Source organism: Nocardioides aquiterrae (assembly GCF_039526625.1).
GTDB classification, from domain to species: domain Bacteria; phylum Actinomycetota; class Actinomycetes; order Propionibacteriales; family Nocardioidaceae; genus Nocardioides; species Nocardioides aquiterrae.
The window spans coordinates 1-27,000 of the sequence record NZ_BAAAJE010000014.1 but is presented as its reverse complement, the minus strand read 5'-3'; the positions used below and the strand labels follow the sequence as shown (position 1 = coordinate 27,000).

Sequence of the window (27,000 nt, the reverse complement as noted above, 5' to 3'; positions counted from 1 at the left end):
ATGGCGGCATGCCGCGCGCGCGTGAGGTCGGGGTCCGGATCGGGGTGCTGCCGACCGGCCCGACGAACTCCGTGCTCGACGTCGCCGGGGTCGGCCTCGGGCACGCCACCGTGTGGCGGGACGACCCGGTCATAGCGCGCACCGGCGTGACCTGCCTGGTGCTCGCCGAGGACGCCTACCGCCGGCCGGTCCCGGCCGGCGGCGCGGTGCTCAACGGCGCCGGCGAGTGCACCGGCTTCATCACAGCAGCGGAGTGGGGCGCGGCCGAGACGCCGGTCCACCTGACGTCGACGATGCAGCTGGGTCGCGTGTACGACGCCGCGTGCGGGATCGAGCTGGACCGCGACGGCGGGGTCGCGGAGGACGTCGTGATCCCGGTCGTCGGCGAGTGCGACGACTCGTTCCTCAACGACTGCCGGCGGATGCACGTGACAGCCGACGACGTGGTCGCCGCGCATGCGGCCGCACTGGCGTCCCGCGGCTCGTCCGACCCTCCGGGTGAGGGCGCGGTGGGCGCCGGCACCGGCATGTCCTGCCTGGGCTTCAAGGGCGGCATCGGCACCGCGTCCCGGGTCGTCGGCGACCACACGGTGGCGGTGCTGCTGCTGACGAACTTCGGGACGCGCGAGGAGCTCGTCGTCGGCGGCGTACCCGTCGGCCGGCTGCTGCCGCCGGCGCCGTCCGCGCCTCCGAAGCCGGCGGGGTCCTGCATCGGGATCGTGGTCACCGACGCGCCCGTCGACGGCGCCGCGTGTGCCCGGCTGGCGCGCCGGATCGGGCTCGGCCTGGGCCGCGCCGGCTCGGTCGCGCACCACGGCAGCGGCGAGATCTTCCTGGGCTTCGGGCTCGGGCTGCGGCTGGACCGCGACCAGCAGCTGGACGGGACGCCGCTCGGCGGCCGGGCGCTCGACCCGTTGTTCACGGCGGTCGCCGAGGCCGCCGAGGAGGCCGTCCTGAACTCGATGTTCACCGCGCCGGTCGTCGTGGGACGGGACGGCCACACCAGCGAGTCGCTGCACTCCCCCGAAGTCCTGGCGCTGCTGTCGTGAGCGGGTCGACGTCGGAGGTGCGCATCCCGGTGCGGGACGGCGTCGAGCTCGCCGCGACGTTGTACCTGCCCGACCCGTCGAACGGGCCGCAGCCGTGCCTGCTCGAGGCGCTGCCCTACCGCAAGGACGACCTGACCTGGTCGTACGCCGTCGGCTACGAGGACCTGCGCGACCGGTTCGGGTTCGCGGTCTGCCGGGTGGACGTGCGCGGGACCGGGTCGTCGTCGGGCGACGCGACCGACGAGTACCCGCCCGCGGAGCAGGCCGACCTGGTCGAGGTGATCGCCTGGCTGGCGGAGCGGGAGTGGTGCACCGGGCGGGTCGGGATGTTCGGCACGTCGTACTCGGGCTTCAACTCCCTCCAGCTCGCGTGCGAGCGCCCGCCGGGGCTGGCCGCGGTGTTCGCGATCTACAGCAGCGACGACCGGTGGACCGACGACGTGCACTGGCGCGGTGGAGCGTTGAAGCTCGTCGACCTGGTCGACTACTGCCACTACATGACGCCGATGTGCGTGCTGCCGCCGGTGCCGGCGGTGTGGCCGGACGACGGCGGAGCGTCCTGGCGGGACGAGTGGTTCCGGCGGCTGGCGACCAACGAGCCGTGGGTCCTGACCTGGCTGCGGGAGAGCGTGCACGGCGACTACTGGCGCGGCGGTTCGGTGCGGCTGGGCGCCACCGGCGCGGGCTACGAGCGGCTCGAGGTGCCGACGATGCTGGTCGCCGGCTGGGCGGACGGGTACCGCAACAACTCCTTCCGCACGGTCGCGGCCCTGGCGTCCCGCGGCGTCCCGCACCGGCTGCTGGCCGGCCCCTGGGCGCATGCCGACCCGCGGACCGCGATGCCGGGCCCGCGCATCGACCTGGACGTCGAGATGGCCGCGTGGTTCGACCGGTGGCTGCGCGACGCCGACCCGGTGGTTGAGGTGCGAGGAGCGCCAGCGGCGAGCCTCGAAACCGCGTCGGGGTGCGACGTGTTCGTCCGCACGTCGACGCTCCCCGAGCCGGACCTCGACCTGCACGCGGGCTACTGGCTGTCGCTGCCGTCGGTGCCGCCCACCCGGCCGTGGTCGGTGTCGCTGGCCGGGCCTGCGGCGCTCGTCGTGGCTCCCGACACCGGCACCGCGGCCTGGATCGACTGCGCCGGCCACCTGCCCTGGGGGCAGTCCGGCGACCAGCGGCTCGACGACGCGCGCTCGCTGACCTGGGACGCCGCGCCGCCGTCCCGCCCCGTCGTGGGCCACCCGCGCGCGCAGCTGCGGGTCTCGGCCGACCGGCCGCTCGCCTCACTGTCGGTGAAGCTCTGCGACGTCTTCGCGGACGGCACGTCCGCGCTGGTCTCGCGCGGCACCCTCGACCTGGCCTTCCGCGACGGCGTGCACGGCGTCCCGTCGCCGCTGGTGCCGGGCCACGAGTACGACGTCGAGCTCGACCTGGACGCCTGCGCCTACGACTGGTCGCCCGGCCACCGGCTGCGGGTCAGCGTCGCCGGCTCGGACTGGCCGAACACGATCGCCCCGCCCGCGCCGGTGGTGCTGACCGTGCACGCCGGCTCGGTGTCGCTGCCGCTGCTGGAGGGCTCCTTCCCCACGCCGGTCCTCACCCCCGGCGCGGAGCACTCCTCGGAGTCGACGGAGGGCGTCGGCTGGTCGATCGAGGACGACGTCCTGCGCCGCACGACCACCGCGCGCACCCGCACGGTGAGCGAGTACGAGACGCCGTACGACGGCACCGCCCGCGAGGACTACCTCGGCGCGGTGACCGTCGACCGGCGTACGTGGGAGCAGACCGCGCACGCGGTGACGACGTTCGACCTCACCTGGCCGGGCATCGACGTGCACGTCGAGTCGACCATGGACGTCACGATCACCGGCGCGTCGTACGAGGTGGCCATCGAGACCGTCGCGGCGCTCGACGGCGCCGAGGTGTCGCGGCGGACCTGGCGGGAGTCGGTCCCGAGGGCGGTGCGGGGGTAGCTCAGCGCCTGGTCACGTACCTGGTGAGGACCACGCCGCCGGGGAACGTGCGGGTCTCCACGAGGTCGAGGTCGACCCAGTTGTCCAGGGCCGTGAAGAACGGCGTGCCGCCGCCCACCAGGACCGGCGCGGTGGCCAGCACGTACTCGTCGATCAGCCCGGCGCGCATGGCGGCCGCGGCAAGGGTGGCGCCGCCGATGTCCATGGGTCCGCCGTCCTCGGCCTTGAGCCGGGTGATCTCGGCGACCGGGTCGCCGGTGACCAGCCGGGTGTTCCAGTCGACCGTGCCGGTCGTCGAGGAGAACACCACCTTCGGCATCCGGCGCCAGCGGTGGGCGAACTCGACCTCTGCGGGGGTGACGCCGGGCTGCTGGTCGGCGGTGGGCCAGTAGGAGCTCATCGCCTCCCACAGCTTGCGTCCGTACAGCGCCAGGTCCGTCTCCCCGACCCGGTCGGACCACCACTGGAACAGCTCGTCGCTCGGCGCGGTCCAGGTGATGTCGTCGCCCGGCGCTGCGATGTAGCCGTCCAGGCTCACGTTCATGCCGTAGGTGAGGGTGCGCATGGCGTGAGCCTTCCGTGTGTGGGATTCCGGTGTACAGACCGGCGCCGCGCGCCAGGGTCATCGGTACGGGTGATTTGGTCCGCCGCTGGTCGGGTTCGCATACTGCTCGGACCTCATCCGAAGGACACTCACCCACCGTGCTCGTCGCCACCCGTCTTCGGACCGCCCGCCCGACCCGTCGGCCGGGGTGGCGGGGCGCCTCCGCCGCGGTGGCGTGCCTGGCGCTCGCGCTCGTCGGCGGCTGCGGGAGCGGCTCGGACGGGGATACGGCACCCGCGCCGACGGCCACAGCGCCCGGGAGCGCGACGGCGAGCTCGCAACCGGCGGTGGCCGTGCTGTCCCGAGCGGAGCTGCGGCGGGCGTGGCGCGAGCTCGTCGCCGCCGGCACGGGCTTCACGCAGGTGGAGGTGTCGAGGACATCAAGCGCCCCGATCGCGGGCCTACCCACGGTTGCGGGTGAGTGGAACTTCCCCGAGCACACGGTCCGGACCACGATGCGGGCTGTCTACCCGAAGGAGGGACACGTCACGGTGACGACCGTGGTCGTCGACAGGTCGACGTTCGCGCAGGCGTTGTACGACGGCTCGATCTTCGCGCCGGACTGCTGGACGCGTGTGACGGAGGCCGACGCCACCTGGGTCCCGCCAGGCCTTGTCCCGGTCGTGTCTGCCCAGACCCACGACGCACCTGGCGTGCACGCCGGGAACGCCAGCGCGAGCCTCGCGGACGTCCTCGCGGCGATCGGCTTCCAGAAGCTCGTCAGCACGGCCGCCGGCGACCTGGGCGCAGTGCGCCTGGACGTGTCGATCGAGGTGCTCGACGGGAGCCTCCGCGGGTGGACCGTGACCGGTGCCGCCATCGATGACGCCCTGGCGGACCTTCCGGCGAGCGCTGTCGACGGGAGCGTCCGTCAGCTGTTCACCTCACTGCGGGACGCCACCTGGGACGTCGCGATCCTCGGGCTCGGCCAACCCGTCGAGGTCGAGGAGCCGGCAGCCGACCGGCTGCTGGATGCCTCGCACCGGTCGTGCCGTCCCTGAGCGCAGAGGGTCAGCGGCGGCGGGGCGACTGCTCGTCGTGCGCGTACCAGGCGATCCACGCCAAGGGGAAGAACAGGCCCGCGATGACCACGACGGCGGGCCGTCCCCCTCGGCGATGCTCGCCGATCGCGGTGAGGCTCGCGAGCCCGATCACGACGGCCAGCACGACCAGCACCGCGACGATGCCTGCTGGTGTCATGCGACGACTGTCGCACGGTCACGGATCCGGTCGATAGGGTCGTGCGCCGTGGAGTCCGACAGCCGCGGCCGCGTCATCCTCCTGAACGGGGCGTCGAGCTCCGGGAAGAGCAGCATCGGTCGCGCGCTCCAGCACGTCCTGCCCGACCCGTGGTTCCTCTTCCCCGTGGACACACTCGGAGCGATGCGCTCCACCCCACACACCCGCGTCCTCGACCAGGACGAGATCGACGACATGCTGCGTCGGACGCGCCTTGGCTACCACCGAGCAGTCGCCGCCGTGGCCTCCGTCGGCAACGACGTGATCATGGACTACCCGCTCAGCGAGCGCTGGCGCCTCGAGGACCTGCTCGACGTGCTGGAGGGGTTCGACGTGACCGTCGTGGACGTGCACTGCGAGCCGGACGAGCTGGACCGACGCGAGCGCGCACGGGGGGATCGTCCCGCCGGCCTGGCCCGTTCCCAGCGCGTCTTCCGGCACGATGACCGCGACATCGCCGTCGACACCACCCACCTGAACCCGGAAGCGTGCGCGGTCGCCATCGCGACCGAGCTCACTGCGCTGGGCCCGGACAAGGCGTTCGACCGGCTGCGCAGGCGTCGATCCTGAACCGACCGGAACCTCGCTAACCTCGGCGCGTGGAGGCCTTCGAGTCCGTGTCGACCTGGCGCCAGCCGGTGCCGCCGGCGGCCTCGTCGTCCCGGTCCGACCTGGTGACGCGGGTGGCAACGGAGATCCTGGCGCGCTCGGAGCGGCGGCTCCGGGTCGCCGTCGACGGCCGGACCGCAGCCGGCAAGACCTCCTTCGCCCACGAGCTCGCAGCCGCCGTCCGAGCGCTCGGTAGACCGACGTTGCGGGCGTCCCTCGACGACTTCAAGCACCCGTGGCAGCACGCGAGCGAGCACGGGTACGACCGGGTCTCCGGCGTGGGCTACTACCGCAACGCCCACGACCACGCCTCGGTGCGACGCCTGCTGCTCGAGCCCGCCGGACCGTCGGGGTCGGGCCAGGTCGTCCTGTGCGCGCACGATCCCCTGACCGGCAGGGACCACCGCGACGTCGTCGTCCGGGCCGGCCCCGACGCCGTGCTGATCGTGGACACCGTCTTCGCGTTCCGGCCGGAGTGGGACGACCTGTGGGACTACCGGATCTGGCTCGAGGTCGCTGCCGTTCAGTCGCTGGACCGCGGCGTCGCGCGCGACAGCTCGAGGGACGGCGCGGACGAGGCGACCCGGGTGCACCGGGACCGATACGCGGTTGCCGAGGCGATCTACCTCGCGGAGGTCGGCCCCGTCTCGCGGGCTGACGTCGTCATCGACAACCACGACTGGGCGGCACCGTTCGTGATCCGGTGACCCGACCTCACGCTGCCCACCCGGGGTCGATCTCCATCCGGAACGGGGCGCGGTAGAGCTCGATGACCTGGGGTCTGCACCGGTGCGGGACGTGCCGGGTGCCGGTGTGGTCGACCAGGTAGTACGCGCCGTAGGGGTCGCGCCAGACGTAGATGCCGGGGAAGGGTTGTCGGCACTCGAAGTGGCCGTGGGTCTTGATCCGGTGGTGGGTGGTGGTCAGGGGGCCGTAGTTCCCGATCCCTGACACGCCGCCGTGGTCGTGGGGGATGGTGTGGTCGACCTGCATCGGGCTGCCGGTGGAGCCTGCGGTGCAGGTGGCGTAGGGGAACACGTCGGCCGGCGTCATCAGGCGCACGGCCTGGCGATGTCGGTCCGGGATCTCGTAGGCGTCGACCGGGGCTTGGCCTTCGAGGTCGAGGACCGGCTGGATGGTGAACCTGGCCTTGGGGCCGAGGACGTCGCGGACCCAGTCCCCGGTCACGGGGCCGTGGCCCTCGACCCGGACGACCTTCTCGCGGTCGGCGCCGGCGTACATGTGCACGAACAGCACCACCGTCGGGAGCAGGTCCGCCACATCGGGTAGATCCGGCTCGTCGGATGCCTCGGGAATCGTGGTGCCGTGGATCAGGAACAGCACCGCCAGGACCCGGCGTTCGTCGTCGGTGGCGTCGGGGAACGCGGTGGTGAGGTGCTGGGCGAAGGCGGTGACGGCGGCGTCGATGGCGTTGATGGTCGCGGCGTCGGCGCGGATCAGGAACGAGGCCATCCCGTTGCCCTCGTTCGCGGTCTTGCGCGCGAAGGTTGCCGCCGCGCGCCGCTGCTCCTTCTCCCGGGCGACCTCGGGGGCGGCCTGGGCGACCTTGGCCTCGACCAGGGCCTCGAACCGGGTCCAGGTGATCCGCCCGTCCGCTGACTCCACGACGCCGGCATCGACGTAGCCGGCCTGCTCCGGGGTGAGGTCCCGCGTCTGCTTGGTGACGTGCCGGGCGTAGGAGGCGCGCACTTCGCCGGCCTGGACCCGGGCCCAGAGCTGGGGGTGGCGGTGGTGCAGGTCCAGGGCGTCGGCGATCAGCTGCCGGCCCGCGTAGGTCGACCGCCCGATCCGGGCCCCGAACGTCGCGGCGGCGAACTCGGTGACCGCCGGGGTCCCGGCGCCGCCGTACCGCCGGGCCTGCTCGCGGCCCGGCAGCGCGGCGGTCGCGGGGTCGAGGCGGTCGGGTGAGTGCACGATCGCCCACTGGTAGGCGAGCTGCAGCAAGTCGGTCTCCGCATCCCGGATCGTGTCGGCGCAACAGGACGCGGCATCGAGGATCTGCTCCTCGGTCATCGCCTCCAGCTGTCCTTCGTGCATGCCTCTAGTCCAGCAGGCACCACCGACAATCAGGCCCTGATCCAGGCCCGATATCTCGCGATGTGAGACACTTTCCGAATCTTTCTTCGAGTCTTTACTTCCGGTGTGCGGCCACCCGCCGGCGGTGCGCCGGGAAGCAGCCGCGACCCGACGTCCGCCTCCCCCGTCGCTGCCATGTCGGTCGCAACCCGAGCCGACCGGAGCGGGCCGGCAGCGGGGGCGCCCGTCAGCCGCGCGTGCGCCGGGCCAGCGCGCCGACGAGCGCCGCCACCAGGCCGGCGGCAATCGCGACGACCACGAACACCACCAGGGTCCGGAAGCGACTTGCCGAAGAGCCGGTGTGGGGATGCGAGCCGGTCGCGCTGGAGTCAGAGTCCTGTCCCCGTGGATCGAGCCGCCGCGATCCGTGTGGGCAGTGTCAACGACGCAGACAGCTACGCGGCGACGCGCCACCCGACCTCGACCCAGGCCGCCCCGGCGGGGCACTGCTTGGTCGCAGGGAAGGCGACGAACACGACGCGATTCGGGTCGGTGCCAGCAGGTGGTTCACCCACTGCGAGTGCTGATCCAGTCCGCTCGCTCCAACAGGCGGCGTCCAGGTCGGCTGCGGGAACTCCGAGCGCGTCAGCAGCGGTCTTTCCGTCAGGGAAGGTGACGACTACTGCCGACGGCAGTGCTGGCAGCACGGAGCCGACCGACGGCTGAGCGAGGGCGTCGTCGAGGACCTTCGTCTGCAGCGAGCGGGTGTGCGTTTGAGCGGCATCCACCATCTTGTAGAACTGCTGAGTTCGGGCGTCAGCGACCGTGTTAGCCCGTTCAGTCCTCGCGTCAGTCAGTTTCGCATCGCGAACGCTGCTGTTGTTGATGACCGTGGCGGTCGTGAACCCGACCACCGCAAGAACCATGCCGGCCACGGCGAAGATCGCTGCTCTGCGGGACGCGCGGCGCAACTCGACGGTTGCCACGATGTCTTCAATCTGGCGCCGTTGCTGACCAAAGAACCGCACCCGTGCCAGTTTGTCGGGCGGCGGCGCCTGCCCTTGCTCCCAGTAGGTCTCACGAAGGTCCTTGACCAAGTCTTCGTTAGCCCGGTCGAACGCTGTGATGTCCGCGTAGCCGAACAGGGAGGACGCCGGAACGACGAGCTTCCCTTTCCTTCCGCCGTGCTTCTTGCTGTTCCACCTGTTCTGACGCTCAACGGCATCCGCGACCAGGACCTTGCTCTTCGCACGTAGGCTCACCGGAATCATGAGGAGCATGCCGACGCCGACCGCAAATGCGACAGCCGCGGCAACGACCGCGTAGGTCTCTCGCTGGCTGAGGTCACCGGTTCCGAGGGTCTTGGTGAGGGAGTACGTGCCCAAGGCGGCGGCGAGCCCGCTCAGGGTCGTGATGACACCACCCCACTGACTAACGAGCCCCGTTCGCCATGAGTCTCCGGAGCTGGCGTCCTCGCCGGCTGCCTTCTCAGGGTCCTCTCTAGCATGCGGCTTTGGGTCCTCGGCGGGTGCCGGTTGCGCGGGCGCAGGCGCTGGGGCGGCCCCTGCGCTCTTCGCAGCGCCCGCCTTGGCTGCCGCATAGCCGCCACCGGCCGAGAGAGCTGCGGCCAGCGCGATGATGAGCGCTTCGCTTTCGTTCACAACCGGTCCGCCCGAATCATTCGGTCCGAGGTGGACAGATCGCGCACATCCAGGTCGGCCAGGGTCTTCGCTTCCGTCGCTTCAACCAGCGGCGAGGTGACCTCGATCCGAAGTGACACAAGATTGCCGTCAGCGTCGGGGAACTGAGCGAGGTGGTAGCCGGCCTCTTTGGGCACCACCACCGTTGCACCGCCCGCGTACGCGGCCTTGGCTGACGCGTAGATCTTCCCCTTGTCCGCCACGGCGCCCTCGAAGTCCACCTTGATCCAGCCTCGCGGCTTGTGGAGTTCCCAGAGCACCCCATCGATCTGTCGAAGGGGCAGAAGAACAACTATCGGTTCAAGCTCGCTCTTTGCGAGTTCGTCGTCGTCCGGCATCGTCGCCTCCAGGTTGACCGGTCGCTACAGTGCTTTGTACCTCGGGCAGCGTCGGGCGTCTCTAGCCCATGTGGACCATCGCGGTCCGTTGATGTGGCCGCCGCCTTCTCGGGTTCAAGCCCTGTTCCGAGCGCGCGCGGACCTCAGCTCGGGCGCCTGGACCGAGCCTCGCCAGGCAGTCCTGGGTCAAGGCAACAAGCAGCCCATGAGTGCGCCGCTGCTCAGGTCCGCTCACGGTCTGCGATCACGGCCGGAGGTCCCGGCGCGCCCCGTGATCCGGGCATCGACATCGCCCTCAGCTGCGACCTAGCGTCGCGACATGCCCATCGTCGAGGTCACCCACGATCCCGCCGTCCCCGCGGCGACCCTGCAGCGACTCGCCGACGCCCTGCCCCACGCCGTCTCGCTGGCCGTCGCGTGCCCCGAGGAGCCGTACGACGGCGACCTGCGCCCGGGCGACGTCGACCTCCGCTTCCGGGCCAGGGGTGAGCGCGACTCCGGCGGTCTCGACGTCGTCGTCGAGGTCCGCTCCAAATGGTCCGCCGGCCGCGCCGAGTCGCTCCAGGAACGATGCGACCGGCTCCGCGACGCGGTGGTGGACGCGGCAGGCACGACGAGCGTCGGCGTCTACCTCGCGATCCCCGTCGCCGCCTGGGCCCAGGGCGAGTGATGTCTCCCGAGGAGATCGGCGCCTACGCCGAGTCCCTGCTCGGGGTCAAGCGCAAGGGCACCCAGGCGCGGCCGGCGTGGTACGTCGACGACCGCCTCGTCGTCCGGCTCCAGGACCCCGACACGGCGGTCATCCGGGTGCCGCTCCACGATCGCGAGGCGCTGCTCGACGCCCACCCCGACACCTTCGGCGTCCCGCCGCGGATGGAGGCGCACCACAAGGTGGAGGCCTACCTGGCGCACGCGGACCCGGCGGCCGTCCAGCAGGCGATCCGGACGGCCTGGGAGTTCCAGAGGCGCTAGACCACGGCGTCCTTGTGCGTGTAGTCGTGCACCGGCAGCCCGGCGTACGCCCGGGAGACAAGCGCCACGAACCGCTCGACGGCGTCCTCGCGCGGCGAGAACGGTCCCGGCGCATAGTGCGGGGACTCCAGGCCGCGCTGCACGGACTCGCAGGCGGCCCAGTCCTGGCGGTTGGTGAGGTCCCAGAACTCCACCGCGAACGCCGGGTCCGGCACCGAGCCGTCGGCGGCGGGCAGCAGGTACCAGGAGCACTCGATCCAGGTCCGGCCCGGCGCGAGCGGCACCAGCCGGTGCGTCATCACGTAGTCCGGGTGCGGCGAGATCAGCAGGTTCGGCAGCAGGTGCAGGTACTCGACCGCGGTCGGCGACACACCCGGGATCGGCAGTCCGTTCGACTCCCCCGTCAGCGACATCGTCGCCATCCCCTCGCGCAGCACCATCGAGCCGCCCACCCACGCGCCGGGCGAGTCGTAGTTGTCGCCGGACGTCGGCGGCGTGACCTGGCACAGCTCGGGGTGGATCAGCGGGCAGTGGTAGCACTCGTGGTAGTTCTCGGCGACGATCTTCCAGTTCGCCGCGATCTCGTACGAGTGCCGCTCGGCCAGCACGAGCCCGGCCGGGTCGTACGCCGACACGATCCGGTCCAGGTCGCCGATCCAGTCCGCGAACGGCGCCACGTCCGGGTCGCCCAGCCGATGCAGCGCGTGCCCGAACACCCAGCCGTGCCACACCTCCACCGGCAGCTCCACCAGCGGGTACGCCGCCGCGTCGAACCCGGGCTCGTCGCGGTAGCCGGGCGCGGCCACCAGGTCGCCCGCGAGGTCGTAGGACCAGGCGTGGTACGGGCAGACCACCGACCGCCGGTCCGAGGCGGCCCCGTCCGGGAGCAGCTCGTGCGCCCGGTGCCGGCAGGTGTTCGCGAACATCCGCACCCGGCCCGACGACGCCGTCAGCAGCGCGGACACGTCGCCCACCATCACCGCGCGCTGGGTCGCCGGCTTACCGTCCTCGAGCGCGTCCGGCAGCAGCTCGTCGAGCCGGCCCAGGCAGGTCCACCCGCCGGCGAACAGGTGCCGCCGCTCCCACGCCAGCACCTCCGCCGAGGTGTAGGCGACCGCTGGCAGCATGGCGGGGACGGAGCCGCCTCGGGCACGCACCTCGTCCTGCAGACGTACCAGATCGCTCATCGGGCCCTCGTCATGTATGGATTGTGCCGCTTCCCGAGGAGGACGACATGCTGAACCTGACGACGGCCACCTTCGAGCGGCCGGCCGACCTGCGGGACCGCACCGACCCCGCGGTGCTCTACGCGCGGTCCTACCTGCTGATCCGCACCGTGGTGGGCGCGATCGGCGTCCTGCTCCCGTTCGTGCTCTGGGTGGTCGACGCCCTGGTGCTCCGCGGGTCGCTCACGGCGCGCGGCTCGCTGAGCGCCTACTACCACTCCGGCGCCCGCGACCTCTTCGTCGGCGCCCTCTGCATCACCGGCTGCCTGCTGCTGACCTACCTGGCGGCCCAGCCGCGGACCTGGGACTACTGGCTGAGCACGCTCGCCGGCACCGCCGTCCTCGGCGTCGCGCTGCTGCCGACCAGCCGGCCGGCCATGTACGGCGGGCCGCCCACCCCGCTCCAGGAGCGCTGGGGCGAGCAGACCGTCGCCGCGATCCACTTCACCTGCGCCGGGGTGTTCATCCTCAGCCTGGCCGCACTGTGCTTCGTGTTCGCGCGCCGCGACCAGCGGTACGGCGGCGGCCACCCGCGGCTGCACCGCGCGTGCGGCATCGCGATCCTCGCCGCGGTCGCGTGGGTCGCCCTGGGCCGCGCCGTCGACCTCGACATCGGGTGGCTGACGTCGCTCTACGCGGGCGAGGTCGGGTCCGTGTGGGCCTTCGGCACGGCGTGGCTGGTCAAGGGCTTCGACCTGCTGCACGTCACACGAGCCAGTGCGCGGAGTACGCCGGGTCCGTGAGCGCCGGCCGGTCCAGCGCGAACGTCGGCGACACCGACTCGCGCGCTCCGGTCGCCAGGTCCGCGAGCAGCCGCCCGAAGGTCGGCGCGAACTTGAAGCCGTGCCCCGCCCCGAGACCGACCGCGACCGACGGATACCCCGGCACCCGGTCGACGACGAAGTCCCGGTCCGGCGTGAGCGTGTACTGGCAGCGCAGCGACCGCACCGGCCGGCCCGACCCCGGAAGCATCCGGCCCACGTGGCCGGCGAGCAGCGCGAGCATCTCCTCGGACACCTCCGAGCCGCGGGCGTCCGGGTCGACCGCCGGTCCCCCGCAGTCCTGCGCCGCCTTGATCGTCGGCTCGCCGTAGCAGGGGAACCCGTAGAACGACGGGTCGTCCATCCAGATCCACAGCGGCATCCGCCCCGGCGCGAAGTCCTCGGGCCGCTCCGGCGCGAAGTACGTCGCCTGCTCGAGCGTCACCGTCAGCGGCAGGTCGAGACCGAGCGGCGCCAGCAGCCTCGCGGTCCAGGCGTCCGCGCACACCACGACGCTCTCGCACGCGTAGGTGGTGCCGTCGACCAGCGTGACCGACGAGCCGGTCACCGAGGCGACGTGCGCGCGGTCGTGCAGCACCGCCCCGTGCGCCCGGGCCAGGTCCTGCATGGTGGCGGTGCCCAGCCAGGCGGGCACGATCGCGCCGCGCTCCTGGTAGAGCCCTACCGTCCCCGCCGGCAGCGAGAACTGCGGCCAGCGCGCGCCGATCGCGGCGACGTCGAGCAGCTCGAACGGCACGCCGACCTCGGCGAGCGACGCCGTGTAGTCGGCCATCGGGATCGCCGGCTCCGGCGGGAACAGGTCGAGCCCGCCGACGACCGTGACCAGCTCGCGGCCGGCGTCCGCGGACAGCCGCGCCCAGTCGTCGTACGCCGCCTGCGTCAGCCGGACGTACTCCGGCGTGTGGTAGCTGTGCCGCAGGATCCGGCTGGCGTCGTGGCTGGCGCCGCGGTGGTGGCCGAGCTCGAAGCGCTCCAGCCCGAGCACCCGCCGGCCGCGCCGGGCGAGGTGGTACGCCGCCGCCGACCCGAGCGCGCCCAGGCCGACGACCACGTGGTCGAAGCGCTCAGTCATCGCGCCCCCGGTCGTCGAGCCTGTCGAGACGCGGCAGCAGCCAGCGGCGGATGTCCGCGGAGTCGTCCTCCATCGGCGCGAACCACCCGTGCGTGTACGACCGCGACGACATGCCGCGCTGCACGGACTGGCAGATCGCCCAGTCCTGCTTGTTGACCAGGTCCCAGAGGTCGCCGGCGTCGGACGGGTCGAACGCCGGGTCGGCGACCGCCGACGGATGGAACAGCAGCACGCACTCGACCCGGGTGCGGTCGACCGCCTGCGGCAGCAGCACGAACGCCGCGACGTGGTCGGCGGACGCGGACAGCATCAGGTTGGGGTGCACCAGCTCGCCCTTGTGCCGCTCGCGCTCGGCCGCGTCGAGCCCGGGCAACGGCGCGCGCTCCGTCGTACCGCTCATCGTGAACGTCCACGCGCCCTCGCGGTGCGGCACGCCGCCGTCCCAGTCGATGTCGGCGCCACCGCCGCCGAACGCCGGCACCAGCCGGGTGAGCTCCGGGTGGACGGGCCCGCAGTGGTAGCACTCGTTGTAGTTCTCGGCGAGCACCTTGTAGTTGGCCGCGACCTCGTAGGTGAACCGCAGCCCGGTGACCAGCTCGCCCATCCGGTAGTTCGCGAGCGTCCGGTCCGGCCGCGCCATCGCCTCGAGGAGCGGGCCGGCGGGCGCGCCGAGGTGCACGAACACGAACCCCGCCCAGGTGTCGACGGCCACCGGCGACAGCCGGAAGTCCGGCATCTCGTCCGGCGCCAGGTCGGCGTGCGGCGCGCGCAGCAGCGACCCGTCGAGCGCGTACGTCCACGAGTGGTAGGGGCAGCGCAGCGACCCGGCCGCGGTGCAGACCGGTGCCGCGCCGGGCAGTGCGGTGAACAGCTGCGAGCCGCGGTGCCGGCAGACGTTGTACGCCGCGTGCAGCGCGCCGCCGGTGTCGCTGGTGACCAGCACCGACTCCCCCACGACGTCGACGACCGCGATCCGGCTCGGCTGGTCGAGGCCGAGGTCGGCCACGCGTCCGACGCAGAACCACTCGCCGTAGAGCACCGCGTCGCGCTCGCGGGCGAACGCGCCGGCGTCGACGTACATCTCCCGCGGCAGCGCCGCCTGCAGGTCAGCCATGGCTCCACTCCTCCGACTCCAGGCGGGCCGCCGCCAGGTGGCACGCGGCCCGGTGCCCCTCGCTGGCGGGCAGCACCGGCAGCGGCACGGTCCGGCACGCGTCCTCGACCAGCACCGCCAGGCCGCTGGCGAGCGCCGGGCAGCGCGGGTGGAAGCGGCAGCCACGGGGGATCCGGGTCGGGTCGGGCACCTCGCCCTCGAGCACGACGGGCTCGAGCCGGTCGATCTCCGGCACGACCGACAGCAGCGCCTGCGTGTAGGGGTGCTGCGGCGCCGCGACGACCTCCTCCGTCGGGCCGGCCTCGACGATCCGGCCGAGGTACATGACCGCGGTGCGGTCGGCGATGTTCCACGCCAGGCCGAGGTCGTGGGTCACCACGAGGACGCCGAGGCCGAGCTCGGCGCGCAGCTTCAGCAGCAGCGCGAGGATCTCGCCGCGGATCGAGGCGTCCAGGCTGGACACCGGTTCGTCGGCGATCAGCAGGTCCGGCTTCAGGGCGAGCGCGCCGGCGATCAGCACCCGCTGCCGCTGCCCGCCGGAGAGCTCGTGCGGGTAGCGCAGGAACAGCCGTTCCGGCGGGCGCAGCCCGGCCATGGCGAGCGCCTCGGCGACCTGCTGCTCCTCGTTGACCGAGAGCCCGTGCAGGCGCAGCCCCTCCGCGACCGAGTCGTAGACGGTGTGCCGCGGGTTCAGCGCGCCGGCCGGGTCCTGGAGGATCATCTGCACCCGGCGGCGGAACGGCTTGAGGTCCCGGGTGCGGTAGCCCAGCGAGACGCCGTCCACCAGGACCTCGCCGCGGCTCGGGGGCTGGAGGCCGACCAGCGCCCGGGCCAGCGTGGTCTTGCCGGACCCGGACTCCCCCACGAGCGCGACGATCTCGCCGCTGCGCACGGTCAGGTCCGCGCCGTCGAGCGCCGTGGCGACCTCCCCGCCGCGCAGCAGGAAGGCGACCGCCAGGTCGCGGGCCTCCAGGGTCAGGCCGGTCACCGCGCCCCACCCGTCACCGGCACCTTGACGCACGCGACGGACCGGTCCGGCCGCTTCAACTCGAGCACCGGCTCGGCGCGCGTGCACTCCTCGCTCGCCAGGGGGCACCGCGGGTGGAACGAGCAGCCGGGCGGCAGCTCCCGCGGGTCGGGCGGGTCGCCCGCGAGCCCCGCCGGGGCGTACCGCGCCGCCGGGTCGCCGACCCGCGGGAACGACGCGCCGAGCGCGGTGGTGTACGGGTGCAGCGGGTCGGTGAACAGCTGGTCCGCCCGGCCCTGCTCGACCACGCGGCCGCCGTACATCACCGCGATCCGGTCGCTCATGTCGGCGAGCACGGACAGGTCGTGGCTGATCAGCAGCATCCCGACACCGCGCTCGCGCACCAGCGCCGACAGCACGTCGAGGACCTGCGCCTGCACCATCACGTCCAGCGCGGTGGTCGGCTCATCCGCGATGATCAGCGCGGGCCGGCAGGCCAGCGCCATCGCGATCATCACCCGCTGCCGCTGCCCGCCCGAGAGCTGGTGCGGGTACGCCCGCGCCCGCGAGACCGGCAGGCCGACCTCCTCCAGGAGCTCGCCCACCCGGCGGTCCACCTCGGCGTCGGACACCGAGGGCTCGTGCAGCCGGATCGGCTCGGCGATCTGCTGGCCGACCCGGCGGACCGCGTTCAGCGAGTGCAGCGCACCCTGGAAGACGATCGACGCGCCCGCCCAGCGCAGCGCGCGCAGGTCGGCCCAGCGCATCGTGAGCACGTCCTCGCCGTCGACCAGGACGGTGCCGGTCACCGTCGCCGACGCCGGCTGCAGCCGCAGCACGGTGCTGGCCAGCGTGGACTTCCCGCACCCCGACTCCCCCGCCACGCCGACCACCTCGCCGCGGTCGACGACCAGGTCGACGTCGCGGACGGCCGGCAGCGGCCCCTCCTCGGTCCGGTAGGTGACCGAGAGGCTCTCCATCCGCAGCAGCTCGCTCATCGCCCCGTCCTCCGCCTGGCCCTCACCGCTCGCGCAGCTTCGGGTTGAGGACCTCTTCGAGCGCCTGGCCGACCAGCGTGAAGGACAGCACGACGAGCACCACGCAGACCCCCGGCGGCACGAAGTACCACCACGAGCCGGTGGTGATCGCGCCGACGCTGTAGGCCTCGTCGAGCATCGAGCCCCACGACACCCGGGTCGGGTCGCCGAGGCCCAGGAAGCTGAGCGTGGTCTCCGACAGGATCGCGATCGCCACGGTGAGGGTGGTGTTCGCGAAGACGATCGGGACGACGTTCGGCAGCAGGTGCCGGCCGATCAGGTGCCGGTGCCCGGCCCCGAGAGCGCGGGCCCGCTCGACGTACGGCCGCTCCTTGATCGACAGCACCTGGCTGCGGATCAGCAGCGCGGTGCCGGGCCAGGAGGTCACGCCGATGACGATCACGATGTTGACCAGCGACCGGCCCAGCACGGTGGCCAGCACGATCGCGAGCGGCAGGAACGGGATCACCAGGAACCACTCGGTGAGCCGGAACAGCACGGCGCCGACCCAGCCGCCGAAGTAGCCGGACGTCAGCCCGATCAGGGTGCCGATCAGCATCGAGATCAGCGTGGCCATCAGGCCGACGAACAGCGAGATGCGGGCGCCCCAGATGAGCAGGGTGAGCACCGACCTGCCGTTGGCGTCGGTACCCAGCCAGAACTCGCGGGACGGCGGCTCGAGCACGCCGCCGGTGGCCTGGGTGACCTGGAGCCCCTCCGCGGGCGCGAGCAGGGGCGCGCACAGCGCGACCAGCACGAAGAAGGCCAGCACGAGCAGCCCGGCGGTGCCGGTGCGACTCCTGCGGAACCGGCGCCAGGAGTGCGTGAACGCCGCCCGGCGGCGCCGGCGGGCGAGCTGCCGCGCGGTGAGCGCGGGCACGGGCGTCGTACTCATGTCCGCACCCGCGGGTCGAGCCAGCCGTAGAGCAGGTTGGCGCCGAGGTTCGCGGCGATCACGGCCGCCGACGACAGCATGAACACGCCCTGCAGCAGCCAGTAGTCGGGGACGGCGAGCGCGTCGGTCGTGAGCAGGCCCAGGCCGGGGATCGAGAAGATCGTCTCGATCGTGATCGCGCCGGCGACCACGAAACCGAAGTTCAGCGCCACCACGGTCGTGGTCGGCAGCAGCGCGTTGGGCACCGCGTGCCGGTCGCGGACCTTCACGTCGCGCAGCCCCTTCGCCCGCGCGGTCGTCAGGTAGTCGGACCGGAGCTCGTCGATGAGCGAGCCGCGCATGATCAGCGCGTAGTCGGCGAGGTACGCCAGCGTCAGCGTGATCACCGGCAGGGTCAGGTGCCAGGCGGTGTCGAGCACGCCCTGCACGGACGCCGGGTCGACGTCGACGGAGTGCAGCCCGCCGGTGGGGAAGATCCCCGGGAGCGGCCCGATGCCCACCGCGAACGCCGCGATCAGCAGCAGGCCGAGCCACCACTCCGGCATCGAGTACAGGGTCAGCGAGCCGCCCGTGGTGAACCGGTCGAGCGGGCTGGCCCGGTCCCACCCGGCGCGGATGCCCAGCCACACGCCGATCGCCGCGGCCAGCACCGTCGAGGTGCCGACCAGCAGCAGCGTCGGCCAGAACCGCTCGAGCAGCACCTCGGAGACGTTCTTGTGGAAGAGGATCGAGTAGCCCAGGTCGCCGTGCAGCAGGTTGCCCAGGTAGGTGACGAACTGCTGGAGGACCGGCTCGTCGAGCCCGTAGGTCTTCTTGAACTCCGCGAGCTGCTCGGGGGTGCTCAGCCGCCCGCGGCCCAGGGTGCGGGCCGGGTCGCCGGGCAGCACCCGGAAGAGGAAGAAGTTCACGACCAGCATGAACAGCAGGCTGCCGAGGGCGCCGAGCACCTTGACCCCCGCGTAGCGCCCGTAGCCCCGGCGCCGCCGCCGGGTGGCCTCGGCGGCCTCCGCCGCGGCGGCGCCCGGACCCGCCGCGACGATGCTCACCGGGTCACTCCCGGTCCCCCGCGGTCCGGCGCCGGCGCAGGGCGACGAGCACGACCAGCCCGGCGACCACCACGGCGACGGCGCCGATGCCGACGACCACACCGGTGCCGACCGAGCCGGACTCACCGGACGTGGTGCTCGCGGCCGTGGCGTTGGTCGCGCCGCCGCAGTCGCCCGCGTCCGCCGCGGGACGCACGTGCAGGTAGCTGTAGACGCCGGACTGGAAGAGCCAGACGCCGCCGGGGTCGGGCTGCTGGGCGAAGCAGGCGAACCGGTCGCTGCGGAACGCCTCGCCGATGGTGTCGTACGCCGTGACGAGGTACGGCGCGTCCTCGTAGACCATCTGCTGCATCTGGTGGACCAGCTCGACGCGCTTGTCCCGGTCCATCTCGACCAGCTGCTCCTGGTAGAGCTTGTCGTAGGCGTCGTTGCAGTACCACGAGTCCGACCAGGAGCCGCGCTGGCCGCAGGTCATGTAGTCGAGCATCGTGGTCGGGTCGGGGTCGACGTACCAGCCCCACTCGAACGCGTCGAAGTCGCCGTCCAGGATGACGTTGGTCAGCTTGGACGACTCCATGCTGACGACGTCGGCCTTGATGCCGATGTCCGCGAGCCACTCCTTGAAGTAGTTCATGGTGTTGAGCGACGTCGGGGACTCGGAGCGGGCGACCAGCCGCAGGGTGCCGATCGGCGACCCGTCGGGCATCGTGCGCAGGCCGTCGGCGCCCTTCGCGTAGCCCGCGTCGTCGAGCAGCTGTCCCGCCTTCTCGGGGTCGTAGGTGTAGGCCTGGTCCGGCGACGGCTCCCAGCGCCACGTCGTGAACGCCGGCGGGATGATCACGCTGCCCGGGACGCCCGCTCCCTGGTAGACCTTGTCGATGATCTTCCGGGTGTCGATCGCGTAGCCCAGGGCGTGCCGGAACGCCGCATCCTGCAGTGCCGGGTTGCCGTCCCCGATCGGCTCGCCGGTCTTCGTGTCCACCGCGCCGGTGTTGAACGCGATCTCGTTGAAGCTCGGCGCGTTGCCGTTCTGGGCGGTGATGCCGTCTCGGCCCTGGAGGGACTTCACCTCGAGCGCGTTGATGCCGTCGACGAAGTCGACCTCGCCCTTGATCAGCGCCTGGACCATCGGGTCCGCGCTCTTGTAGACGCGGAACACGACCCGGTCGACGTGCGGGGCGCCCTTCCAGTAGTGGGGGTTGGCCTCGAAGACGTACGTCGAGCCGCCCGCGCTGCCCTCGACCATCCGGAACGGTCCCGAGCCCACGACCGGCTGGCCGTCGGTGGGCTCGTTCTTGTAGGTCTTGACGTCCTTCTCGGCGACGCTCTTCCAGACGTGCTCGGGGACGATCGGGATCGGCAGCAGCGGCAGGCTCGAGTTCGGCTTCTTCAGGTGCAGCACGAGCGTGGTCGGGTCGGTGGCCTCGGCCTGGGTGACCTGGGCGAGGTACGCGCCCCACGTGGCGGCCTCCGGGCCGCCGTCGATGATCCGGTTGTAGGTGTAGGCGACGTCCTCGGCGGTCAGCGGCCGGCCGTCGGACCAGGTCGCCTTGTCGGTCATGTGGAAGGTCCACGTCAGCCCGTCGTCGGAGGTGTCCCAGCTCTCCGCCAGCGAGGGCTCCGGCGAGAGGTCCTTGGTCGAGTAGGTGACCAGGTAGTCGTAGGTGAGCTGCCACATCTCGAACGACGTCGCCTCGATCCCGACGAACGGGTTCAGCGAGTCCGCGTCGTTGAGGACCCCGATCGTCAGCGTGACCGGCTGGTCGGCGGCGGCCGGCGAGCCGACAGCCAGACCTGGAACCAGGGATACCGCTGCGAACGCTGCGAAGGCGACGACGGTTGTACGTTGGCGCCCATGACGCAGCCCCCGGTGGCGGACCGTGAGCCGTTCGAGCACCGCGAGCACGGCGTCCCGCGGCCGGACCCGTACGCCTGGATGGCCGCCGGCGGCGACGCGCTGACCGGCCACCTGCGGGCCGAGCGGACCTACTACGACTCTGCGTGTGCCCATCTGGACTCCCTGGTCTCGACGCTGCGGGCCGAGATGGTCGCCCGGCTCCCGGAGTCGGACCTGTCGGCGCGCTGGCGGCGTACGAGGTATGCCTACTACACGGCGGCCCGGACCGGGAGTGACTACGCGGATCTGATGAGGGAGACCGTCGGTTCCGCAACCGAATCGGAACCGGATCACGCGCCGGAGGTCGTTCTCGACGTCGAATCGCTCGCGACGGACCCCGACCGTGGCACCGGGTACCTCGATCTCGGGGTCACGGTGGTCAGCCCGTCGGAGGACCTGCTGGCGTACTCCTTCGACCGCGACGGCGACGAGGTCTACGAGCTGCGGTTCCGCGACCTGCGCACCGGCGCGGACCTCGACGAGGTGGTGCCGCGCAGCTACTACAGCGGCGCGTGGAGCGCCGACTCCGCGTGGTTCCTCTACACGGTCCACGACGAGCAGTACCGGCCGTTCCAGGTGTGGCGGCACCGGGTCGGCACGCCGGTCGCGGACGACGTGCTCGTCCTCGAGGAGCCGGACGAGCGGTTCGAGGTCCAGGTGCGGGGCACCCGGAGCGGCGACTGCCTCGTGCTCTGGAGCGAGAGCAACACGACCTCGGAGTGCTGGGTCGTCGACGCGCACGACGTGACCCGCGGGCCGTGGTCGGTCGGCGGCCGCCGCGCCGGGGTGCGCTACCACGCCGAGCACCGCCGCCGGGCCGACGGCGGCGGGGACCTGCTCGTGGTCACCGACGACGGCGCGGTCGAGGGGCGCCTGATGACGGCCCCGGTCCCCGACGGCGCCGACCAGGACGCGTCGGTCTGGGTCGAGGCCCGGCCGGAGTCGCCGGACGAGACGCTGGTCCGGGCGGACGCCTTCGCCGCCGGCGTGCTCCTGACGGTCCGCACCGGCGGCCACCGCGAGCTCGTGCTGGTGCCGCACGACGACCTCAGGGCCGGGTCGCAGCGGGTCGAGGCCGACCTCCTGCGCTCGCCACGGTACGACGGTCCGGTCACCGTGCTCGAGGAGTCCTGGCTGCGGCCCGGGGTGGCGCGCACCTGGGACCTCGGGACCGGGGTGCTGGAGACGGTCTGGGAGCAGGAGGCGCCCGGCCACGACCCGGAGCGGTACGTGAGCGAGCGCCGTACGTTCCCCTCGGCCGACGGCACCCTCGTGCCCGCGACGATCCTCCGGCACCGCGACACGCCCCTGGACGGCTCCGCTCCCGCGCTCCTCTACGGCTACGGCTCGTACGGCGCCGTCGACGAGCCCACCTGGGACCCCGCGCTGCCGAGCCTGCTCGACCGCGGCGTCGTCTGGGTCTACGCGCACAACCGGGGCGGCGGCGAGATGGGGCGGCGCTGGTACCTCGACGGCAAGCTCGAGCACAAGCAGCACACCTTCGACGACCACGTCGCGGTGGCCGACGGGCTGGCCCGCGACGGGCTGGTGGACCCGGACCGGATCGCGACCCGCGGCCTGAGCGCGGGCGGACTGCTGCAGGGCGCGGTGTTCAGCCAGCGCCCGGACCGGTGGCGCGCGGTCGTCGCCGAGGTGCCGTTCGTCGACGTCGTCACCACGATGTTCGACGCCTCGATCCCGCTCACGGTCACCGAGTGGGACGAGTGGGGCGACCCGCGGCGCAAGGACGACTTCGACTGGCTGCTGGCCTACTCGCCGTACGACAACCCGCCGCCGGCCGGAGGCCGGCCGGACCTGCTGGTGACCGGCGCGCTGCACGACCCGCGGGTGATGGTGCACGAGCCGGCCAAGTGGGTCGCGCGGCTGCGGGAGACCGATCCGGACTGGTCGCCCCGCTGCCTGTTCCGAGTCGAGACCGGCGCCGGTGCGCACACCGGGCCGTCCGGACGCTTCGGGCACCTGGCGTACGAGGCCGAGGTGTACGCCTGGATCCTGGACCGGCTCTCGTGACCCCCCTCCTCGAGGAGGTCCTGGAGGTCACCCGGGCCCTGATCCGGTTCGACACCAGCAACGCGCCGGGCCTGGACGCCCACGAGACCGGGCCGGCGACGTACCTGCGCGACTACCTGGCCGGTGCGGGCGTCGACTGCGAGCTGGTCGCGCGGGACCCGCGCCGGGCGAACCTGGTCGCGCGGATCCCCGGCACCGGTGGCGCCCCGTCGCTGGCGTTCGTCGGCCACCTCGACGTCGTCCCCGCCGACCCGCGGGACTGGACGCACCCTCCGTTCGCAGCGGTCGTCGACGAGGGCGGCTGGCTGTGGGGGCGTGGCGCGATCGACATGAAGAACGAGGTCGCCGCCCGCGCGGTCGCGATGGCCGAGCTCGCGCGGACCGGGTTCCGGCCGCGCGGCGACCTGTGGCTGATCGCCGTCGCCGACGAGGAGGACGGCATGGCCGACGTCGGCATGCGGTGGCTGCTCGAGGCGCGCCCGGACGTCCGGCCGGACCTCGCGATCAACGAGGGCGGCGGCGAGCGGCTGCCGCTCGCCGACGGCCGGGTCGTGCAGACCGTCAGCGTCGGCGAGAAGGGCACCTACCCGGTCCGGGTCGTCGCCGTCGGGGAGGCCGGGCACGCGTCGACCCCCGACGTCGGCGCGAACGCCGTCCCGCTGCTGGGCGAGCTGCTGCGGCGCGTCGGCCTCGGGATGCCCACGCCGCAGGAGTCGCCACACGTCGACGCGATGCTGTCGGTCCTGGTCGGCTCGTACGCCGACCGCGCGGCCGCGCTGCGCGAGGCGGCCGCGCTGCACCCGGTGCTGGCGCACTCCATCCCGGCGCTCGGCGGCACCACGATGGCGCCCACCCTGCTGAACGGCTCGGTCAAGCGCAACGTGATGCCCGCGCGCGCGTCGGTCGAGCTGGACTGCCGGATCCTGCCGGGCACCACCGAGGCCGACGTCGAGCGCGCGGTCCGGTCCCGGCTGGGCGCCGGCGTGCCCTACGAGCTGGAGTGGCCCGAGCCGCTGATCGCCGGCAGCGCCTCGTCGCCGTCCACCGAGCTGATGGCCGCGATCGCGCGGGTGCTCGCCGCCTCCGGCGACGACGCCGAGCTGCTGCCGATGCTGTGCACCGGCTTCACCGACTCGGTGTACCTGCGCGAGGCGGGCACGCCGACGGCGTACGGCTTCAGCCCGTTCCGGGCGACGTCGGCGGAGGTGCTCACCGCGGGGTTCCACAACGCCGACGAGCGCGTCCACGTGGACGACCTGCTGCTGTCGGTGGAGTTCCACGTGGCGCTGGCGCGCGAGCTACTGGCGTAGTCCCACCAACGCCGGACGGATCCTTGACTTGAAGTTCACTTGAACTTGCACCCTCGATCCATGCCTGTCGCTGTGATCACCGGAGCGTCCCAGGGCCTGGGCCTCGCCCTCGCCGCCCATCTCGCCGGGTCCGGCTGGACCATCGTCGCTGATGCCCGCGACGCCGCGCGACTCGGTTCCGCGGTCGCCGCGCTGCCGGGTGGCCCGCACGCCGCCGTACCCGGCGACGTCACCGACTCGTGGCACCGCGGTGCCCTGGCCGCCACCGCGGCGGACCTCGGGGGTGCCGACCTGCTCGTCAACAACGCCAGCACGCTCGGCGCCAGCCCGCTCCCCCGGCTCGCCGACCTCGACCCCTCGGCGTACCTGCGGACGTTCGAGGTGAACGTCGTCGCGCCGGTCGCCCTCGCGGGGCTGCTGCTCCCGCAGCTGCGCGAGCGGCGCGGCCGGATCGTGAACGTCACGTCGGACGCGTCGGTCGAGCCGTACGAGACCTGGGGCGGGTACGGCTCCTCCAAGGCCGCGCTCGACCATGCGTCGCGGGTGCTGGCCGCGGAGGAGCCGAACGTGGCTGTCTACGCCGTGGACCCCGGCGACCTGCGCACCGAGATGCACCAGGCGGCGTTCCCGGGCGAGGACATCAGCGACCGGCCGCTGCCGTCCTCCGTCGCGCCCCGGCTGCTGTCGCTCGTGCTCGGCGACACCGCGAGCGGACGGCACGTCGCATGACCGCCACCCACGACGCCACCGTGCCGCCGGAGGCGCGCGGCATCTCGCGCGACGGGGTCCGGCTGGCGGTCGTCACGCCCGCCGGGACCACCCACGCGGTCGCGCGCGACCTGGCGTCGTACCTCTCCCCCGGCGACCTGCTCGTCGTCAACACCAGCGCGACCGTGCCATCCGCCCTCCCCGGGCTCCACGTGTCGACCTCGCTGGACGACGGGTCGTGGGTGGTCGAGCTGCGGCAGCCCGACAACAGCGGCCCCGCCGTGCCCGTACCGGGCGAGGTCCTGCCGCTGCCGGGCGGCGTGTCCCTGCGCATCGTCGAGCCGCACCCGCCCGGCCAGGCACGCCTCTGGCGGGCCGTGCCCACGCCCGCGGTCGACCGGGTCGCGTACCTGTCCGAGCACGGCAGCCCGATCCGGTACCCGTACGTGCGCGGGTCGTGGCCGATCGCCGCGCACCAGAACGTCTACGCCGCCCACCCCGGCAGCGCCGAGATGCCGTCGGCCGGGCGGCCGCTCACGGCGGCGGTGCTGGTCTCGCTCATCGCCGTGGGGGTCACGGTGGCGCCGCTCGTCCTGCACACCGGCGTCGCGAGCCAGGAGAAGCACGAGCCGCCGCAGCCCGAGGAGTTCGCCGTCCCTGCCGCCACCGCGCGCCTGGTCGACTCGACCCGGCGTGCCGGCCGCCGGGTGGTCGCGGTCGGCACCACGGTCGTCCGCGCGCTGGAGTCCGCGGCCTTCGACGGTCGCGTCGTCCCGTCGGCGGGCTGGACCTCGCTCGTCCTCGGCCCCTCGCGGCCGGCCACGGTCGTGTCCGGGCTGTTGACCGGCCTGCACGAGCCGGAGGCCTCCCACCTCGACCTGCTGCGGGCGGTGGCGGGGCCCGACCTCGTCTCACGCGGGTACGCCGACCTCACCCCCGACTACCTCTGGCACGAGTTCGGGGACGCGATGCTCCTGCTGCCAGGCGACTGAGGGCACCGGAACGGCGCACACTGGGCGCCGGGGGTACGACGAGGCAGGGAGGTCGGCGCGCATGCTCGACCGTGCTCACGATCCGGCGCTGGACGGCGTCCGCGGCCTGGCCATCCTCCTGGTCCTCGGTCAGCACGCCCCGACCCGGCCGCTCATCGACGGCTTCGTCGGCGTGACCGTGTTCTTCTGCCTGTCGGGGTACCTCATCACCACGCTGCTGGTCCGCGAGCTCCAGGGCGGCACCATCGAGGTCCGGGCGTTCTACGGCCGGCGGGCGGCGCGCATCGTCCCGGCGCTGGTCACCGTCGTGGTGGTGACGACCGCCGTCCTGCTCGTCGTTCGACGGGACCTCGCGACCGGGCAGGTCCTCGCGCCGGCCGGCGCCGCCGTCACCTACACCACCAGCCTCTTCGACTGGTCCAACCACGTCTTCGTCACCGGGGACTACTTCAACTACACGTGGTCGCTCTCGGTCGAGGAGCAGTTCTATTTGGTCTGGCCGTTCGCGCTGCTCTGGGGCTACCGGCGCCACCGCCGGGGCTTCGTGGTCGCCGCCGCCGCGCTGGCCACCCTCTGCCTGGCGCTCTCCGTCTACCTCGGGGTGACCCGGGCGGTGCGGTACGACCAGCACGAGTACTTCGGCACCGACGTGAACGCGCTGCCGATCCTGGCCGGCGCCCTGCTCGCGATCGCCGTCCACCACGGCCGGCTGTCGTGGACGCCGCGCCGCGCCGGGCCGGCGGCCCTCGCCGCGGTCGTGCTGCTGCCGCTCCTGGCGCACCACGACGACACGGACCGGCCCGCGCTGGTCACGCTCGCCGGCACCGCCCTGACGCTCGTCATCCTCGCGGGCGTCGGCACTGCCCCCCGGTCCGCCGTCCGGCAGCTGCTCGCGAGCCGGCCGATGCGGTGGCTGGGCGAGCGGTCGTACTCGATCTACCTGTGGAACGTCCTCGCGCGCATCGCTGCGCTCGCGCTGCTCGGGCACACCCTCGTGGGCGACGCGGCCTGGGTCGCGCTGTTCGTCGCGCTGTCCGAGGCGAGCTTCCGGTTCGTCGAGCGCCCGCTGCGCGCGGCGCTCAGGCCGGGCGGACGGTCGGCGGCTGCGCCCGGCTCTCTGGCGGTACCGGTGGTTGAGGTGCGAGCGGAGCTCGCCTCGAAACCACCGAGGCCCCCGTTGGTCGAGCTCGTCGAGACCCCGGAACCGTGCAGGCAGCCTGGGATTGCGGCCGACTAGGCAGCGACGGGGACGGCGGGCGGGTGATCACGGCCGGCGCCCGGCTCACCGGACGTACCCGGTGGTTGAGGTGCGAGCGAAGCGAGCCTCGAAACCACCGAGGCCTGAAGCGCCCCAGGTTCTCTGCCGCTCCTATGCGGGTTGCGGCTCTCGGTTGAGGGTCGC

General features: G+C 72.8%; 26 protein-coding genes. 13 read left to right on the top strand and 13 right to left on the bottom strand.

Features of this window, described 5'->3' with window-relative positions:
- Positions 1 to 8: 8 nt before the first annotated feature.
- The gene (locus ABD086_RS13650; RefSeq protein WP_343908107.1) at positions 9 to 1,049 is read left to right on the top strand and encodes a P1 family peptidase; all 1,041 of its coding nucleotides are present in this window, start codon (positions 9 to 11) and stop codon (positions 1,047 to 1,049) included.
- On the top strand, positions 1,046 to 3,022 hold the full coding sequence (locus tag ABD086_RS13645) for a CocE/NonD family hydrolase (protein ID WP_343908106.1): 1,977 nt from the start codon (positions 1,046 to 1,048) through the stop codon (positions 3,020 to 3,022). Before ABD086_RS13650 ends, ABD086_RS13645 begins: the two co-directional genes overlap by 4 nt.
- 1 nt (position 3,023) lies before the next feature.
- On the opposite strand, the gene ABD086_RS13640 is transcribed toward ABD086_RS13645, so the two are convergent.
- A complete protein-coding gene (locus ABD086_RS13640) occupies positions 3,024 to 3,587 on the bottom strand; it encodes a dihydrofolate reductase family protein (protein ID WP_343908105.1) in 564 nt (187 codons plus the stop codon).
- A 332-nt stretch (positions 3,588 to 3,919) separates the two neighbouring features.
- Between ABD086_RS13640 and ABD086_RS13635 the strand changes: the two genes are divergently transcribed.
- The gene (locus ABD086_RS13635; protein ID WP_343908104.1) at positions 3,920 to 4,627 is read left to right on the top strand and encodes a hypothetical protein; all 708 of its coding nucleotides are present in this window, start codon (positions 3,920 to 3,922) and stop codon (positions 4,625 to 4,627) included.
- A gap of 10 nt (positions 4,628 to 4,637) precedes the next feature.
- Here ABD086_RS13635 and ABD086_RS13630 read toward each other — a convergent pair whose 3' ends face one another.
- A complete protein-coding gene (locus ABD086_RS13630) occupies positions 4,638 to 4,826 on the bottom strand; it encodes a hypothetical protein (protein ID WP_343908102.1) in 189 nt (62 codons plus the stop codon).
- 48 nt (positions 4,827 to 4,874) lie between these two features.
- Between ABD086_RS13630 and ABD086_RS13625 the strand changes: the two genes are divergently transcribed.
- Together ABD086_RS13625 and ABD086_RS13620 are read left to right on the top strand one after the other, a co-directional pair.
- Positions 4,875 to 5,435 carry a chloramphenicol phosphotransferase CPT family protein gene (locus ABD086_RS13625; RefSeq protein ID WP_343908100.1) on the top strand — a complete coding sequence of 187 codons (561 nt, stop codon included), beginning with the start codon at positions 4,875 to 4,877 and terminating at the stop codon, positions 5,433 to 5,435.
- Between the two features lie 29 nt (positions 5,436 to 5,464).
- A complete protein-coding gene (locus ABD086_RS13620) occupies positions 5,465 to 6,181 on the top strand; it encodes a nucleoside/nucleotide kinase family protein (protein WP_343908099.1) in 717 nt (238 codons plus the stop codon).
- Between the two features lie 7 nt (positions 6,182 to 6,188).
- Here ABD086_RS13620 and ABD086_RS13615 read toward each other — a convergent pair whose 3' ends face one another.
- The 3 genes from ABD086_RS13615 to ABD086_RS13605 form a co-directional block, all read right to left on the bottom strand.
- Positions 6,189 to 7,532, bottom strand: a complete 1,344-nt coding sequence (locus ABD086_RS13615; protein WP_343908098.1) for an HNH endonuclease signature motif containing protein — start codon at positions 7,530 to 7,532, stop codon at positions 6,189 to 6,191.
- Between the two features lie 434 nt (positions 7,533 to 7,966).
- Positions 7,967 to 9,172 (bottom strand): hypothetical protein, encoded by a 1,206-nt coding sequence (locus tag ABD086_RS13610; RefSeq protein ID WP_343908097.1) that lies wholly within the window; start codon positions 9,170 to 9,172, stop codon positions 7,967 to 7,969.
- Positions 9,169 to 9,549: a hypothetical protein gene (locus ABD086_RS13605; RefSeq protein WP_343908096.1), complete on the bottom strand. Its 381-nt coding sequence runs from the start codon at positions 9,547 to 9,549 to the stop codon at positions 9,169 to 9,171. The genes ABD086_RS13610 and ABD086_RS13605 overlap by 4 nt, the downstream gene beginning before the upstream one ends.
- 319 nt (positions 9,550 to 9,868) lie before the next feature.
- Between ABD086_RS13605 and ABD086_RS13600 the strand changes: the two genes are divergently transcribed.
- Positions 9,869 to 10,219: a hypothetical protein gene (locus ABD086_RS13600; protein WP_343908095.1), complete on the top strand. Its 351-nt coding sequence runs from the start codon at positions 9,869 to 9,871 to the stop codon at positions 10,217 to 10,219.
- On the top strand, positions 10,219 to 10,521 hold the full coding sequence (locus ABD086_RS13595) for a hypothetical protein (RefSeq protein ID WP_343908094.1): 303 nt from the start codon (positions 10,219 to 10,221) through the stop codon (positions 10,519 to 10,521). Before ABD086_RS13600 ends, ABD086_RS13595 begins: the two co-directional genes overlap by 1 nt.
- On the opposite strand, the gene ABD086_RS13590 is transcribed toward ABD086_RS13595, so the two are convergent.
- Positions 10,518 to 11,708 carry an aromatic ring-hydroxylating oxygenase subunit alpha gene (locus tag ABD086_RS13590; RefSeq protein ID WP_343908093.1) on the bottom strand — a complete coding sequence of 397 codons (1,191 nt, stop codon included), beginning with the start codon at positions 11,706 to 11,708 and terminating at the stop codon, positions 10,518 to 10,520. The two genes, ABD086_RS13595 and ABD086_RS13590, sit on opposite strands and share 4 nt — an antisense overlap.
- A gap of 47 nt (positions 11,709 to 11,755) precedes the next feature.
- Between ABD086_RS13590 and ABD086_RS13585 the strand changes: the two genes are divergently transcribed.
- Complete coding sequence (locus tag ABD086_RS13585; protein WP_343908092.1) at positions 11,756 to 12,490, top strand: hypothetical protein; 735 nt, start codon at positions 11,756 to 11,758, stop codon at positions 12,488 to 12,490.
- Here ABD086_RS13585 and solA read toward each other — a convergent pair.
- The 7 genes from solA to ABD086_RS13550 are packed head-to-tail and all read right to left on the bottom strand — an operon-like array spanning position 12,453 to position 20,557.
- The gene (gene solA, locus ABD086_RS13580; RefSeq protein ID WP_343908091.1) at positions 12,453 to 13,601 is read right to left on the bottom strand and encodes an N-methyl-L-tryptophan oxidase; all 1,149 of its coding nucleotides are present in this window, start codon (positions 13,599 to 13,601) and stop codon (positions 12,453 to 12,455) included. The two genes, ABD086_RS13585 and solA, sit on opposite strands and share 38 nt — an antisense overlap.
- Entirely contained in the window at positions 13,594 to 14,715 is a 1,122-nt protein-coding gene (locus tag ABD086_RS13575; protein WP_343908090.1) for an aromatic ring-hydroxylating oxygenase subunit alpha, read from the bottom strand. Before ABD086_RS13575 ends, solA begins: the two co-directional genes overlap by 8 nt.
- The gene (locus ABD086_RS13570; RefSeq protein ID WP_343908089.1) at positions 14,708 to 15,703 is read right to left on the bottom strand and encodes an ABC transporter ATP-binding protein; all 996 of its coding nucleotides are present in this window, start codon (positions 15,701 to 15,703) and stop codon (positions 14,708 to 14,710) included. Before ABD086_RS13570 ends, ABD086_RS13575 begins: the two co-directional genes overlap by 8 nt.
- Complete coding sequence (locus ABD086_RS13565; protein ID WP_343908088.1) at positions 15,700 to 16,680, bottom strand: ABC transporter ATP-binding protein; 981 nt, start codon at positions 16,678 to 16,680, stop codon at positions 15,700 to 15,702. The genes ABD086_RS13570 and ABD086_RS13565 overlap by 4 nt, the downstream gene beginning before the upstream one ends.
- 22 nt (positions 16,681 to 16,702) lie before the next feature.
- A complete protein-coding gene (locus ABD086_RS13560; protein ID WP_343908087.1) occupies positions 16,703 to 17,614 on the bottom strand; it encodes an ABC transporter permease in 912 nt (303 codons plus the stop codon).
- A complete protein-coding gene (locus ABD086_RS13555) occupies positions 17,611 to 18,660 on the bottom strand; it encodes an ABC transporter permease (protein ID WP_343908086.1) in 1,050 nt (349 codons plus the stop codon). The genes ABD086_RS13560 and ABD086_RS13555 overlap by 4 nt, the downstream gene beginning before the upstream one ends.
- Before the next feature lie 4 nt (positions 18,661 to 18,664).
- On the bottom strand, positions 18,665 to 20,557 hold the full coding sequence (locus ABD086_RS13550; protein ID WP_343908085.1) for an ABC transporter substrate-binding protein: 1,893 nt from the start codon (positions 20,555 to 20,557) through the stop codon (positions 18,665 to 18,667).
- Here ABD086_RS13550 and ABD086_RS13545 point away from each other — a divergent pair.
- From ABD086_RS13545 to ABD086_RS13525, 5 genes are all read left to right on the top strand, one after another.
- A complete protein-coding gene (locus ABD086_RS13545; protein ID WP_343908084.1) occupies positions 20,516 to 22,588 on the top strand; it encodes a prolyl oligopeptidase family serine peptidase in 2,073 nt (690 codons plus the stop codon). The two genes, ABD086_RS13550 and ABD086_RS13545, sit on opposite strands and share 42 nt — an antisense overlap.
- Positions 22,585 to 23,898: a M20/M25/M40 family metallo-hydrolase gene (locus ABD086_RS13540; protein WP_343908083.1), complete on the top strand. Its 1,314-nt coding sequence runs from the start codon at positions 22,585 to 22,587 to the stop codon at positions 23,896 to 23,898. Before ABD086_RS13545 ends, ABD086_RS13540 begins: the two co-directional genes overlap by 4 nt.
- A 60-nt stretch (positions 23,899 to 23,958) precedes the next feature.
- Complete coding sequence (locus tag ABD086_RS13535) at positions 23,959 to 24,627, top strand: SDR family NAD(P)-dependent oxidoreductase (RefSeq protein ID WP_343908082.1); 669 nt, start codon at positions 23,959 to 23,961, stop codon at positions 24,625 to 24,627.
- Positions 24,624 to 25,598: an S-adenosylmethionine:tRNA ribosyltransferase-isomerase gene (locus ABD086_RS13530; protein WP_343908081.1), complete on the top strand. Its 975-nt coding sequence runs from the start codon at positions 24,624 to 24,626 to the stop codon at positions 25,596 to 25,598. The genes ABD086_RS13535 and ABD086_RS13530 overlap by 4 nt, the downstream gene beginning before the upstream one ends.
- Before the next feature lie 61 nt (positions 25,599 to 25,659).
- Positions 25,660 to 26,835: an acyltransferase family protein gene (locus ABD086_RS13525; RefSeq protein WP_343908080.1), complete on the top strand. Its 1,176-nt coding sequence runs from the start codon at positions 25,660 to 25,662 to the stop codon at positions 26,833 to 26,835.
- Positions 26,836 to 27,000: the final 165 nt, after the last annotated feature.